At 61.1% G+C, this 12,683-nt stretch carries 11 protein-coding genes; 5 read left to right on the plus strand and 6 right to left on the minus strand.

All coding sequences use genetic code 11. From position 1 onward, the window contains the following. Positions 1–47: 47 nt before the first annotated feature. Entirely contained in the window at positions 48–902 is an 855-nt protein-coding gene (locus ACUN0G_RS29190; RefSeq protein WP_445575053.1) for an NmrA family NAD(P)-binding protein, read from the plus strand. Between the two features lie 144 nt (positions 903–1,046). On the opposite strand, the gene ACUN0G_RS29195 is transcribed toward ACUN0G_RS29190, so the two are convergent. Then, positions 1,047–1,820: an SDR family NAD(P)-dependent oxidoreductase gene (locus ACUN0G_RS29195; protein ID WP_445575054.1), complete on the minus strand. Its 774-nt coding sequence runs from the start codon at positions 1,818–1,820 to the stop codon at positions 1,047–1,049. Positions 1,821–1,951: 131 nt separating this feature from the next. Here ACUN0G_RS29195 and gcvA point away from each other — a divergent pair, with 131 nt between their 5' ends. After that, positions 1,952–2,863: a transcriptional regulator GcvA gene (gene gcvA / locus ACUN0G_RS29200; protein WP_445575055.1), complete on the plus strand. Its 912-nt coding sequence runs from the start codon at positions 1,952–1,954 to the stop codon at positions 2,861–2,863. Between the two features lie 433 nt (positions 2,864–3,296). Here the strand turns inward: gcvA and xylB are convergent, their stop codons facing one another. From xylB to ACUN0G_RS29225, 5 genes are read right to left on the minus strand one after another with little or no spacing between them, the layout of a single operon-like run. Continuing rightward, a complete protein-coding gene (gene xylB, locus ACUN0G_RS29205) occupies positions 3,297–4,772 on the minus strand; it encodes a xylulokinase (protein WP_445575056.1) in 1,476 nt (491 codons plus the stop codon). Between the two features lies 1 nt (position 4,773). Beyond that, on the minus strand, positions 4,774–5,766 hold the full coding sequence (locus ACUN0G_RS29210; protein ID WP_445575057.1) for a LacI family DNA-binding transcriptional regulator: 993 nt from the start codon (positions 5,764–5,766) through the stop codon (positions 4,774–4,776). Positions 5,767–5,787: 21 nt separating this feature from the next. Continuing rightward, positions 5,788–6,729 carry an ABC transporter substrate-binding protein gene (locus ACUN0G_RS29215; protein WP_063030274.1) on the minus strand — a complete coding sequence of 314 codons (942 nt, stop codon included), beginning with the start codon at positions 6,727–6,729 and terminating at the stop codon, positions 5,788–5,790. Between the two features lie 33 nt (positions 6,730–6,762). Then, positions 6,763–7,731 (minus strand): ABC transporter permease subunit, encoded by a 969-nt coding sequence (locus ACUN0G_RS29220; RefSeq protein WP_003209708.1) that lies wholly within the window; start codon positions 7,729–7,731, stop codon positions 6,763–6,765. Positions 7,732–7,756: 25 nt separating this feature from the next. Beyond that, positions 7,757–9,289, minus strand: coding sequence for a sugar ABC transporter ATP-binding protein (locus ACUN0G_RS29225; RefSeq protein ID WP_421552705.1), 1,533 nt, complete (start codon positions 9,287–9,289; stop codon positions 7,757–7,759). A gap of 388 nt (positions 9,290–9,677) precedes the next feature. On the opposite strand from ACUN0G_RS29225, the gene ACUN0G_RS29230 reads away from it, so the two are divergent. The 3 genes from ACUN0G_RS29230 to ACUN0G_RS29240 are packed head-to-tail and all read left to right on the plus strand — an operon-like array spanning position 9,678 to position 12,679. Then, positions 9,678–11,033, plus strand: coding sequence for a sensor histidine kinase (locus ACUN0G_RS29230; RefSeq protein ID WP_445575612.1), 1,356 nt, complete (start codon positions 9,678–9,680; stop codon positions 11,031–11,033). Then, the gene (locus ACUN0G_RS29235) at positions 11,018–11,401 is read left to right on the plus strand and encodes a response regulator (protein ID WP_003209702.1); all 384 of its coding nucleotides are present in this window, start codon (positions 11,018–11,020) and stop codon (positions 11,399–11,401) included. The genes ACUN0G_RS29230 and ACUN0G_RS29235 overlap by 16 nt, the downstream gene beginning before the upstream one ends. A 9-nt stretch (positions 11,402–11,410) precedes the next feature. Further along, positions 11,411–12,679 (plus strand): GGDEF/EAL domain-containing response regulator, encoded by a 1,269-nt coding sequence (locus ACUN0G_RS29240; RefSeq protein WP_445575058.1) that lies wholly within the window; start codon positions 11,411–11,413, stop codon positions 12,677–12,679. Positions 12,680–12,683: the final 4 nt, after the last annotated feature.

Genomic DNA, 12,683 nt, shown 5'->3' on the forward strand with positions numbered 1-12,683 from the left:
CGGTGTTTATGCTTGATCCACCCATTGGAACGACAGGCGTAAACACCATGTATGTCATCACCGGAATCACAGGCAAAGTCGGCGGCGCCCTGGCGCGCTTTCTGCTCAACGATCGTCAACCCGTACGCGCAGTCATTCGCGATGCCAGCAAAGGCGCCGAGTGGGCCGCCCTCGGTTGCGAGGTGGCCATCGCCAATATGGACGACGCCGCTGCCCTCACCAAAGCGTTCAAGGGCGCCACCGGCGTGTTCATCCTGCCGCCTTCGGATTTCGACCCGGAGCCCGGCTTCCCCGAGGCGCGCAAGGTGATTGCCGCCGTCGCCCAAGCCATCGAGGCGGCGGCACCGCAAAAAGTGGTGTGCCTGTCGACCATTGGCGCCCAGGCCGAACACCTGAACCTGCTGACCCAACGCACCTTGATGGAACAGGCGCTAAGCGCGTTGAACGTGCCAGTGACCTTCCTGCGCCCGGGCTGGTTCATGGAAAACGCCGCCTACGACGTAGCCACCGCCCGCGAACACGGAGTGATCCACAGCTTCCTGCAACCGCTGGATAAGACCGTACCGATGATCGCCACCGCCGACGTCGGGCGCCTCGCTGCGCAATTGTTACAGCAACACTGGAGCGGGCGTCGGGTAGTTGAGCTGGAAGGCCAATGGGTCAGCCCGAACGACATCGCTCGCACGTTGACCGAAGTGCTTGGTCGTGGTGTGACAGCACAGGTGGTGCCTCGCGATGCGTGGGAGCCGATGTTTCGTGAGCAAGGCGCGCAGAATCCAATGCCGCGCATGCGCATGATTGATGGGTTTAACGAGGGTTGGATCTGCTTTGAGCAGGCGGACGTGGTCAAGGGTGAGACTACATTGCTCAAGGTGCTGCGGGAACTGGCTGCCAACGTCTGAATGGTCTCTGTGGCGAGGGGGCTTGTCCCCCGTTGGAGTGCGAAGCGCTCCCGCTTTTTTGGGGCTGCTTCGCAGCCCAACGGGGGACAAGCCCCCTCGCCACAAGAGCCCTGGCTGCAGTTCAGAGCAAGGCTGAATTTTCGATCAGTTACGCCCGGCAGTCACACCCCCATCGACCGGCAACACAGTCCCGGTAATCCAGGATGCCTCACTGGACGCCAGGAACAGGATGGCCTGGGCGATATCCGCCGGTTGGCCATTGCGTCCCAGCGGGTGAAAAGCGTTAAAGGTCGGCAGCACTTCCTTGACCTGGTTTTCGTCCATGAACGTCCCATACACCGGAGTTTCCACCACGGCCGGGGCCACGGTGTTGATGCGGATGTTGGACGACGCCAGTTCAATCGCCAGGTTGCGGGTCAGCGCATGCACCCCGGCGTTCGCCGCCGAGTACGCAGCCGACGGTGTAGCGCCAATGGCCTGGATCGCCCACAGGGAACCGGTCTGCACAATCACACCACCGCCACGCTGCAACATGGCTTTCGCCGCCGCCTGGGCCATGAAGAATTTGCCCTTGAGGATGGTGTCGAGAAACCAGTCGTATTCGTTGGCATCCACTTCAAGGAACGGTTTGGGACGGAACACCCCGGCGTTGTTCACCAGGATATCCACGCCACCGAAAGCCCTTACCGCTTCGTCGACCAGCGCCTGGGCAGTCGCCGGGTTGGCAATGTCGCCAGCCAACACACGAATCGAAGTGCCGCTCGGATCGATTTCTTCGGCAACACGCTGCAACTTCGCGGGATCACGACCACCGATCACCACATTGGCACCCTCCTCCACAAAACGGCGTGCGACTTCTTTACCGATCCCCGAACCGCCCCCGGTGACGATCACAACTTTGGAAGAAAACCTTTGCATGACGAATAACCCCTGAGCGTATGGTTTGCCAGCGTCTGTAGCTTGTATCGCTGGATTGCCTGCTATTCTTGCGATTCAGCATCAGGCCAACCAACCAGATCTCATTCGTCACCATTAAAGAATTTCTTTAGATGAACCCACTTGGATACCTCAATGCCTTGCGCGCTTTCGAAGCAGCGGCCAGGCATCAAAGCTTCACTGCGGCGGCTGAAGAGCTGAACGTCACCTCCGCCGCCGTCGGCCAACAAGTGCGCAGCCTGGAATCGTGGCTGGGGCTGCCGTTATTCACCCGCGCCAGCAGCGGTAATGCCCGACTGTTGCTGACGGACGCGGCCCGTTCTGCGTTGCCGGATATTCGCGAGGGTTTTGATCGGTTGCGAGTGGGATTGGCACGTCTCAAGGAAGCGTCACAGAGTACCGACCTGACCGTGACGGTCAGCCCGGCGTTCGCCGGCAAATGGTTGCTCCCCAGACTGGAGCGTTTTCAGCAGCTGCATCCGGAAATCGACGTACTGCTGAACACCAACCTCAAGACCCTGGATTTTCTCACCGAGCGTATCGACATCGGCGTGCGTTATGGCGCCGGTCATTGGCCTGGATTAGCGGCGATCAAGTTGATGGATGAAGACCTTTTCCCCGTCTGCTCCCCGAACTATCCAGCGCTGGCGGACGGCAAGCTCAGCCTGGAAACGCTCGCACAGTGCACGCTGATTCACGACCTTTCGATGGCCGGCGACCCCAGCTTCCCGAGCTGGCGAACCTGGCTGGACGCCATGGGACAAACGGGAACAGATGCCAGCCACGGCTTGCGCATCAACAACTCGGCAGCCGTGGTACAGGCCGCGATCGAAGGACAAGGCATCGCGTTAGGCCGCAGCGTCATGGTGCGCGACGACCTGGCATCCAGGCGTCTGACCCGCCCGTTTGGCGAGGTCAAAAGCGCCGTGGCCCTCGCCTACTACGTGGTCTACAGGCCAGAGTGTAGCGAGCTGGCAAAAGTACAGGTGTTCCGCGACTGGTTATTGACCCAGGCTGCTAAGTAGAGCGCAGACAACTGGGTTTTCCAGACAAACCGGAGTGATGCCATCGCAGGCAAGCCAGCTCCCACATTTGACCGTGCCCGCTTTAGATTTTGATTTTGCTTTTAACACTCAAGCCGGCCGGTAGGCCGCTGTGCTCTTGATCTGCTTTTGATCTTGATCTTAGGCGCCCCGTTAAACCACGCTGGCCGAACGCAGGCTTTGGAGCGTGGGTAACCTGGCAGGACGCCAGGTTAGCCGTCCTGGGCCAGGGATGGCCCATGACGGCGGCCCACGGTCCAAAGCCGGAGTGAGGGCACACCGAGCCCAGGCGAGGTGCCGAGTGGTGGGGCAAGAGCGTTTTGCTTACTTTTGCGCTGTTCAAAAGTGAGCCGCTGTAAGAGCGGAACCCATATCAGCCGTTACCCAAATAACGGATATACACCCAGAAACTTCACTAATCGTGCAAAGCCTTAGCCGCCCCCAACAACCCCCGAAACTTCCGATAACGTGCCTGCAACACACCCGCTTGAGCACCATCCGGAAAAAACCGGGCCTTCACCGGCATCCCCGCCTGCAACAGCGCCCCACCCCGCCCAATCGCCACAAACCCCAACTTCGCCGCCCCAATACACGCCCCCAACTCACTGCCCTGCAACGTATAAATCTCCCGCCCAAGAATATTGGCCAGCAACTGCGCCCAATACTCACTGCGCGCCCCGCCCCCCACCAACGCACAAGCCCCCACCGAGGCCCCGGCCGACTGCACCGCATTCAGCGCATCCAACAACCCGAACCCAACCCCCTCCATCACCGCATACCCCAACATAGCCGGCGTGCAATCATGCCCCAGGTTCATAAACCCACCCCGCAACAACGGGTCGTTATGGGGCGTACGCTCCCCCGCCAAATACGGCAAAAACAACGGATTGGAAACCGGCACGCCCTGCCCGATCGGCCACTCGGCCTGCACCCGATCCAGCAACGCCTGCTCATCAACCGCCCCCGTCAACCGCGTCACCCACCGCAAGCAACTGGCCCCGGCCAACATCGCCCCCATGGTGTACCAACGCCCAGGCAACGCATGACAAAAACTATGCACCGCACTCGCCGGATTCCCCGCCGAGTGATCAGTAATCGCCACGATGGCCGCACTCGTCCCCAACGTGATAAACGCATCCCCCGCATTCACCGCCCCAATGCCCACCGCCGCCACCGGGTTGTCCCCGCCACCGCCAGCAATCACCAGGCCCTCAGCCAAGCCCAGTCGCCCCGCCGCCGCCGCATTCAAACAAGCGCTGGCCGCACCACCTTCCACCAGCCGTGGCATCTGCGACAACCGCAAACCCGTGGCCTGCAGCATCGGTTCAAACCATCTACGGTTGGCCACATCCAGCCACAGCGTCCCCGCACCATCAGACACATCACTCACGCGCTCACCACTCAAGCGCAAACGCAGATAGTCCTTGGGCGACAGCACGCAATCAATGGCGCTGAATACCGTCGGCTCATGCTCCTGCAACCACAGCAGCTTGGGCGCCGTGAGACCGGCCATTGGCAAGCTACCGGTGACGTCGGCAAACTCACGGCCCAACGCTTCAGCCTGGGCCATGGCACGGGAGTCATCCCAGAGAATCGCCGGGTACAACACCTGGTCGTCTTGCCCCAGCAATACCGCCCCGTGCATCTGCCCGGACAAACCGATGCAGCCGACACGGCCATAGGCATCCGGCTGATCAGTGCGCAGTTGATCCAGGGCCTTCAGGCACGCTTGCCACCAGTCCTCAGGCGCCTGCTCGGACCAGCCCGTGTGCGGGCGCGAGACCGTCAGCCGCGCCCCCGCATGAGCGAGGACGCGGCCTTGCTCGTCCATCAGGATCGCCTTGAGTTCCGAAGTGCCGAGATCAATACCAAGGGAAACCGGGTTGTTCATATCAGGGGCAGCCGCATGAATTACGAATCTTCAGGGTGGGCGCGAGCCGCACACTGTGTGTTTTACGCTTGGGCGACGCCATGCGCTCAAGCAGCAGGTTGACCGCACGGGCGCCCAGTTCCTGAACCGGCTGCGCGATCAGGGTCAGGCGCGGCACAAAGAAGTCCGCCCATTCAAAATCATCGAAACCCACCAAAGCCATTTGCCCGGGCACATCGATATGTGCATCGCGCAAGGCATGCATTGCGCCGAGGGTCATCAGGTTGTTGCCCGCCATGATCGCCGTGGGCGGTGTGTCCAAGGCCAATAACTGCGCCGTCGCTTGCCGTGCAGGCTCGCTGCTCGACCCACCATTGACCAGCAACTGCGGATCCAACGGTAACCCCGCCGCAAGCAACGCGGCTTGATACCCGGCCACGCGCTCACTGGAAGTGCCCAGCCCCGCCCGCCCGGAAATGAAGCCGATGCGCCGGTGGCCATGCTCGATCAAGTGCGCCACCAAAGCCTGGGTAGACAGGGTATTTTCCACCCCGACCTGATCGAAACGGTCGCTCATCATCCGGTCCACCAGTACGGCGGGTACTTCATTGGCCTGCAAGTACTCCAGGGCCAGGGAACCGGTAGACGGCGCCAACAGAATGCCGTCCACCCGCCGATGGTGCAGCGTCGTGACCACCCGCAACTCCTGCTCCGGATCGTCGTGGGTATCGACAAACAGCATCATGTAGCCGTGTTTGGCGCACTCGGTTTCAATCGCGTGCACCGTTTCACTGAAGTAATGGTTGGACAGCGCCGAGATCGCCACGCCAATGGTATTGGTGGTGGACCGGGCCAGGGAGCGCGCCAGCGTGTTGGGGATGTAGCCCAACTGCCGGATCGCGCTCTGCACCGCTTGCACCGTGTCCGGGCTGACCTTGCGGGTGCCGTTCAAGACGTGGGAAACCGTCGACGTCGACACCCCTGCAATTCTTGCCACATCCTCCATGGTTGCCACGGTGCTCACTCCTGCGCGCTTTTAATGTTTGCTGGACCAACCGCTGTAGGAACCGACGTTGTCGCGGGTGATCAGTTTTGGCGCCAGCAGGGTAACCGCTTCGGCAGGTTGTTTGTCATTGAGAATGTCATTGCCGACGTTGACGGCCGTCTGGGCCATGGCCCATGGGTCCTGGCTGGCGGAAGCCTGGATCAGGGTGTCGGTCTTCAGGGCATTCTCGATATCCGGCGCGCCGTCCACGGAGGTGATGATGATGCCGCTGCGTTTCAGCTGCTTGGCCGCCAGGTCGCTGCCGATGGCTTGCGGGTCGTTGATCGCGAACAGGCCGTCGATTTTCTGGAAGCGCGTCAGGTAGCCCTGCATCACGTTCAGGCCGCCTTCGCGGGAGCCTTTGCCGTCCTGGTCATCAGACAGCACCTTGATATCCGGCGCACTGGCCAGCGCGGCTTTACAGCCTTTGACGCGATCAGTCACGGCAGTGACCTGCGGGCCATTCTGGATAATCACGTTGCCCTTGCCCGACAGCTTGTCGACGATGAACTGGCAGGCCAGCTTGCCGGCTTCGACGTTGTCGGTCTGCACCGTGGCATTCACGCCCTTCGCATCGACGTCCACCGCCACCACCACGATCCCGGCGTCACGGGCTTTCTTGATCGCCGAGGCCATGGCCGACGGGTCGACGGCGTTGAGCAGGATCAGGTCGACCTTGGACGAGATGAAGTTGTCGATCTGTGAGAACTGCTTGCTCAGGTCATAGTCGGCCGACACCGAGGTGACTTTCACCGCCGGGTTCAGCTCCTTGGCCCGGGCCGTAGCACCGTCGGCCAACGTCACGAAATACGGGTTGCCCAGGGAACCCATGCTGATGCCGATGGCTTTCAGTTCACGGGCTTCTACGGCTTGGGACATCAACACGGCAACGCCCAGGGAGGCGACAACAGGAAACATGCGTTTGAAGTTCATGATGACTCTCTTGTGATTGTTGTTTGAGTGAAATCAGGTCCGCGCACCGGACTGGCGATAACGATCCAGCGCGACGGCGCCAATGATCACGATGCCCTTGATGATGTACTGCCAGATATCCGAGACGCCCAGCAGCACCAGGCCGTTGGTCAATACCGCGATGATCAGCGCACCAATCAGCGTGCCGCCGATGGTGCCGACGCCGCCGGTAAAACTGGTGCCGCCGAGAATCACCGCGGCAATCGCATCCAGCTCATAGGATTGCCCCAGTTGCAGGCCATTGGCGGCGAACAGGCGTGACGCGCTCATCACCGCGCCGAGGCCGGCCAACGCACCGGACATGGCATAGACGAACAGCAGGACTTTCCACACCTTGATCCCCGACAGCCGCGCCGCTTCCGGGTTGCCGCCCACGGAGTAGATCTGCACCCCCATCACCGTGCGCCGCAGGATGAACCACGACAATGCGATGACGGCCACGGCGATGATCACCAGCCAGGGCACGCCCAGCACTGAGTCGTTGCCGATAAACGCAAATGGCAGGTCGGGGTTGAATACGGTTTTGTCGTCGGCCAACAGGCGTGCCAAACCGCGCATGGCCGTCAGCGCGCCGAGGGTGACGATAAACGGCGGCAGGCGCATGAAGGCGATCAGGCCGCCGTTGACCAGGCCCAGCAACAGGCCGAAGCCGACCCCGGCGGCAATCCCGAACATGCCGAATTGCGGCGACATCGAGGCTTGCAGTGCGACCACAGCCGAAGCCGCGAGAATCGCACCTACCGACAGGTCGATGCCCGCCGTGAGGATCACAAAGGTCATGCCCGCCGCCAGCACCACGTTGACCGACGCCTGCTGGGTGATGATCGACAGGTTCTGCACCGTCATGAAGTTTTCGCTGGCCAGGGCAAAGCCCACCAACAGCAGCACCAGCACCGGCAGCATGCCCACCGTGCGCATCAGTTCCCGAATACGCTCAGCCTTGCCGATCGTTGCCACAGTCATGGTGTTGCTCCCGCTCGTGTTTGAATTAGCCATGGGCGGCCACCTGCTCGCTGCCGGTGGCGAGGTCGATAATCGCCTCCTGGGAAATATCCAGGCCCGATGCCCCGCCGACTTCGGCCACCAATTGCCCTTCGCGCATGATCAGCACGCGGTCGCAGGTGCCGATGATTTCCGGCAGCTCGCTGGAGATCACCACGATGCCCACGCCGGCCTTGGCCAGTTGGTTGATGATGCGGTAGATCTCGGATTTGGAGCCGATGTCCACGCCACGGGTGGGTTCGTCGAGGATCAGCACATGAGGCTTGACCTCCAGCAACCGGGCCAGCAGCACCTTCTGTTGATTGCCACCAGACAAGCTGCCGACATTGACCTTGCCCGACGCCACGCGGATCGACAGGGACTTGATTGCATCGCGTGAGCGTTGTGCGGCGTGGCCACGGTCGAGCACGCCACCGGCATGGGCATCCGGCACACACGCACAGACGTTGATGTTGTCGGCCACGCTCATGTCGAGAAACAGACCTTGGGCCTTGCGGTCTTCGGTGAGGTACACCACGCCGGCGCGAATCGCATCCGCCGGGTTGCGCAGTTGGGTCACGCTTTTGCCGACCACTTCCAGGGTGCCGGAAGTACGTGGATCGGCCGCAAAAATCAGCCGCGCCAACTCGGTACGACCTGCGCCTACCAAGCCGGCAATGCCCAGCACTTCACCGGCGTGCAGGTCGAAGCTGCAGTGGCGCACGCGCTTGCCGTCGGCCATGTCACGCACGCGCATCACCACCTGGCCGGGGTCGTAGGCGGCATGTTCCTTCTTGTAGAAACCGGAAAGGTCGCGGCCCACCATCATCTTCACCAGCACCTCGGCCGACAGCACGTCCCGCGCCAGTTCGCCGACGTACTCGCCGTCCCGCAGCACCGAGACCCGATCCGACAGTTCGTAGATTTCGGCCATGCGGTGGCTGATGTAGATGATCGCCAGACCTTGGCTACGCAGCTGTTTGATCAGCGCAAACAGGCGGTCGGTCTCGCGAGAGGACAGCGGCGTGGTGGGCTCGTCCATCACCAGGATTTTCGCGTGGGCATGCAGCGCCCGGGCGATTTCTACCAGCTGACGCTCGGCGATAGACAGGCTGGCGACGCGGGTGGTGGGCAGGAACTCCGCGCCGAGCCTTGCCAGCACTTCAGCCACCCCGGCTTCCATGCCCTTGCGGTCGATGGTCCAGCCACGGCGCAGTTCACGGCCCAGGTAGATGTTCTCGGCCACGGTGAGGTTCGGGCACAGGCTCAGTTCCTGGTAGATCACGGCAATGCCAAGGGCTTTGGCGGAGGCTGGGTTGTAACTGGCGACGGGCTGGCCATCGATGCGGATGGTGCCGCCGTCGTCGGCCTGGTAAGCGCCGGAGAGGATTTTCATCAAGGTCGATTTGCCGGCGCCGTTCTCACCCATCAAGGCGTGGATTTCACCGGGATAGACCTTCAGGCTGACGTTCTTGAGCACCCGCAGACCGTTGAAGGTCTTGCTGATGCCCTGCATTTCAAGCAAGGGTTCAAGGCTCATGACTGAGCTCCTGGTTTTATTATTTTTGTGTTCGGGCGTTTGCCGATTGGTGCCGACTCTAATCAGATATATTTGCTTACGCAAGCGCTTGCGTTAGCCGTTTATCGCTTGATTAAACGTTTCACCTGATGAATAAATGTTCATCAGGTGATCTGGACCGGTTAAGCGCACATAAAATCGCGCCTTTTTCATCGGAATCTATCCAGTTGGGTGGTTTTTCGAAAAAGTCGCTGCTTTTGGCCACCGAAAACCCTTTGGTTTGCTGTTTATCTGCTATCGTCCAAAGACATCATCTCCTCCTCATCGCGCCTGCGCGATCTTCTGTGAGCATGCTCTGCGGCGCTGCGTTTGGGCAGCGTCAGGCCTCAAGCTCACGGAACACTTCATGATGGACAACTCTTCAGTCGACAGCCCGATGGAGCCGCAATCCCGGGCCGAGAAAATCGTCGAATTCAAACGCCAGAAAGCCCTGCTCAAGACCGGCGCGCTGCAAGACGCGATCTTCAACAGCGCCTACTTCTCCAGCATCGCCACCGACGAAAAAGGCGTGATCCAGATCTTCAACGTCGGGGCTGAACGCATGCTCGGCTATGCCGCCGCCGATGTGCTGAACCGCGTCACACCGGCCGACATTTCCGACCCCGCCGAGCTGATCACCCGCGCCGCTGCCCTCAGCCTGGAACTGGACACGCCGATCACACCCGGCTTCGAAGCCCTGGTGTTCAAGGCCTCCCGGGGCATCGAGGACATCTACGAGCTGACCTATATCCGCAAGGACAACAGTCGCCTGTCGGCAATGGTCTCGGTCACCGCCCTGCGCAACCGCAACGACGCGATCATCGGCTACCTGCTGATCGGCACCGACAACACCGCACGCAAGCAGGAAGAGGCGCAACGCAAAGGCTTTGAGCGTGCCCTCGAAGAGAAGAACCTGGAGCTGGAACACGCCAGCCACATGAAGTCAGAATTCCTCGCCACCATGTCCCACGAATTGCGCACGCCGCTGAATGCCGTGATCGGTTTTTCCGAGGCGCTAAAGGACGGCCTGGTGGGCGACATGAGCGATATCCAGCGTGAATACATCGGTGACATCTTCACCAGTGGCCAGCACTTGCTGTCGCTGATCAACGACATCCTCGACCTGTCCAAGGTCGAGGCCGGGATGATGGACCTGGAACTGGAAGCCGTGGAGCTGGCGGGTTTGTTGGCCAACAGCCTGCTGATCGTGCGGGAAAAGGCCGCGCTGCAACGCATCCAGTTGAAGCTCGAAAGCCAAGACGACTTCGGCACCCTGGAACTCGACCTGCGCAAGACCAAGCAGATCATCTACAACCTGCTGGCCAATGCGGTGAAGTTCAGCGAGCACGGCGGCTCTGTGACCCTGTCGGTTCGCGAGGTGAGTCGTGCACAAGTCGGGCAGGTTCCCGGCGACTGGCCCACCTATGGTTTTGCCCTGCAACCCAGCGAGCACCAACAGTTCCTGGAATTCAGCGTCAGCGACACCGGCATCGGTATCGCCCGGCACGACATGAGCAAGCTGTTCAAGGCTTTCAGCCAGATCGACAGTAGCCTGGCGCGCAAATTCGAAGGCACGGGCCTGGGCCTGGCGATGGTCAAGCAGCTGACTGATCTGCACGGCGGCAGTGTCGCCGTGGCCAGCCGCGAAGGTGCCGGCGCGCGATTTGTGGTGTGGCTACCACTGCACCGCGCCGCGAATGCGGAGGCCCCATGGCCGAAATCCTGATCGTCGAAGACAACGAGGCCAACATGCGCCTTGCCCGCCTGCTGCTGGTAAACGCCGGCCACAGCGTGTTGTGGGCGGCCGATGCCGAGACCGGGTTGACCCTGGCCCGGGAAAAACAACCGGCGCTGATCCTGATGGATATCCAGTTGCCCGGCATGGACGGCCTGGCGGCCACCTCATTGCTCAAGCAGGACCCTCACACCGCCCACATCCCGGTGATCGCCCTGACCGCCATGGCCATGAAGGAAGACCGCGACAAGACCCTGCGGGCCGGCTGCGATGCCTACATCATCAAGCCCCTGCGCTACAAAGAGCTGTACCAGGTAATCGATACGCTGCTGCAAAAAAACATTACGCCTCCGACTTGAGTCCTCTCCATGGCCAGCCAACCCGCAACGCTCTTGATCGTCGATGATGAAATCCAGGTGCGCAAGCTGCTGGAAACCCTGCTGCGTCACGAGGGTTACCAGACCGTGAGTGCCGCCAGTGGTGAAGAAGCCTTGCAGATGGTGGCGCAACGGCCGCCGGACTTGATCCTGCTGGACATCATGATGTCGGGCATGGACGGTTACGAAGTGGCCAACCAGCTCAAGGGCAACCAGGCCACGGCGAACATTCCGATCATCATGCTCTCGGCCCTGAGCGAATCCAGCGCGCGGCTCAGTGGCCTGGAAACCGGTGCTGAAGAATTCATCAGCAAACCGGTGGAGCGGGTCGAGTTGTGGCTGCGGGTACGCAACCTGCTACGGCTCAAGGCCCACGGCGATCAGTTGAAAAACCATAGCCTGTTGTTGGAGCAGCAACTGCAACATCACCAGCGTGAAACGTCCCGGTTGAATGTGCATGACCTGGCGCGCCTGGAGCTGGAAAAAGCCTTGCACCTGGCCGTCGAGCGCGAAGAGTTCGTGCTGCATTACCAACCCAAGATCGAGCTGGACAGCGGTCAGGTGTGCGGGCTTGAAGCCTTGTTGCGTTGGGATCGGCCCGAGTACGGTGCGGTGTCTCCGGCGGTGTTTATCCCGATCCTGGAGAGCCTGGGGTTGATCGTGACGCTCGGGCGTTGGGTGATCGACGACGTGTGCCGCCAGATCGCGACGTGGCAATCCAGCGCGGTGGGTGCGGTGGAAGTGTCGGTCAACGTTTCGGGGCATCAATTGATCGAGGGCGACCTGATTGCCGATATCGCCCAATCACTTGCCAATGCCGGCGTTGAGGCGCATTGGCTGGAGGTTGAACTGACCGAAGGCTCGTTGATGGAGAACACCCAACACACCATCGACAGCTTGCAACGGCTGCGGGCGATGGGGGTGAAGATCTCCATTGACGACTTCGGCACCGGCTATTCCAGCCTGGCTTACCTGCGGCGGTTCCCGATTGATACGCTGAAAATCGACATCGCGTTTATCCGCGAAGTCACCAGCAACCCCCAGGACGCGGCGATCACCCGCACCATCATCGAACTGGCCCACAGCCTCAAGCTGCGAGTGGTTGCCGAAGGCGTGGAAACCCAGGCACAGCTGGAGTTTCTGCGGGAAGCCGGCTGCGATCAGATCCAGGGGTATCTGTTCAGCCGGCCGCTGCCGATGAAGGAACTGGAGCGCCTGCTGCTGGAAAAACGCGGCCTGGTCAGGCCGCAGCCCCACTGACGTC

The sequence above is a fragment of the Pseudomonas sp. 32A genome (assembly GCF_052682255.1).